Source organism: Corynebacterium sp. HMSC058E07 (genome assembly GCF_001809885.1).
Taxonomy (GTDB): domain Bacteria; phylum Actinomycetota; class Actinomycetes; order Mycobacteriales; family Mycobacteriaceae; genus Corynebacterium; species Corynebacterium macclintockiae.
Map to the genome: position 1 here is coordinate 1 of NZ_KV799242.1, position 1,247 is coordinate 1,247.

1 protein-coding gene is annotated in these 1,247 nt (G+C 57.7%); it reads left to right on the top strand.

Annotation, left to right across the window (positions count from 1 at the left end; all coding sequences use genetic code 11):
• Positions 1 to 1,189, top strand: a 1,189-nt coding sequence (locus HMPREF2678_RS00970; RefSeq protein ID WP_246817851.1) for an IS1249 family transposase, incomplete at its 5' end; no start/stop codon positions are given.
• Positions 1,190 to 1,247 lie beyond the last annotated feature (58 nt).

Here is a 1,247-nt window from a genome sequence, read left to right on the forward strand (position 1 = left end):
GAGTAAAAACAGACCACGATGCCCGATATGCGCTGGGCAAATGAAGAAAAACGGAACCACTTCTAAAGGCACAACCAGGTGGCGATGCAAGGACCCGAACTGCTGCAGTTCCACGACACGAACCCGCACCGACCGCACGCAGACCCGCGACTTTAAAGCCTTCGTCTCTTATGCCACCTCCACAGCAACGTTGTCTGAACTCGCTCAGCAACAAGGGGTAAGCCGTTGGACACTTGACCGCCGATTCAAACCATTCTGGCTCATCGACATCCCCAACGACGGTGACCCACAGCGCGTCTACGACCAGATCTTCATCGACGGCACCTACACCGCCGCCGGATGCTTGCTCGTCGCAGCCAGCCACGACCACGTCATCGCATGGCACTGGACCAAACACGAAACCGCCCACGCCTACACGCAGCTACTCCGCAAAATCGCTGAGCCGCTCTGCGTCGTCCTCGACGGCGGACAAGGCGCACTTACTGCGATTAAAGCCTGCTGGCCGAACGCGATGATCCAACGATGCCTCGTCCATGCGCAACGCGTCATCCGCCGCTACACCACATCACGACCACGCACCGACGCCGGCAAAGCCATCTACGCCCTGGCGTTGAAACTGACCCGTATCACCACACTCGACCAGGCACGGGAGTGGACGCTGCGTCTGCACGACTTCGGACAGGTATTCAAAGCATTCCTCAACGAGAAAACGCCCGTGCCAAAAGAGCGCCGCACACTCAACAACCAGTGGGAATGGGCCCATCTGCGAGTTCGCAAGGCATACAACTCCCTGCTGCACCTCTCACGGAAAGGATGGCTGTTTACCTACCTGCAGCCACCACCGAATGCGCTTGAGCCTCAACGCTGGGCTTCAACGACAAACAGTCTGGAAGGCGGCATCAACGCCCAGCTCAAACGCATCGCCGACGCGCATCGCGGCAGGTCCGGGGAACGCCAACGCAGAATGCTCGAGTGGTACCTGCACTCGAAAACGCAACTGCCTGACGACCCATTAAAGATCGCCAGGCAGTGCAATTTCGGCCAAGATCAACTCGCCAAAGTCAACGATCTTGTCGAAGAAGACCACAACAAAGCCGACCAGGAAACAGGCCGACCAGCCTTCTACGACAACGCTATCCCAACCGAGTACGAACACTCGATAGGAATCAGAAAAGGCCCCATGAAGTAACAAACGGTGTGCCCGCCCCGCAACACGCCGAGCGGACACACTTTTTGCTACTTAACCC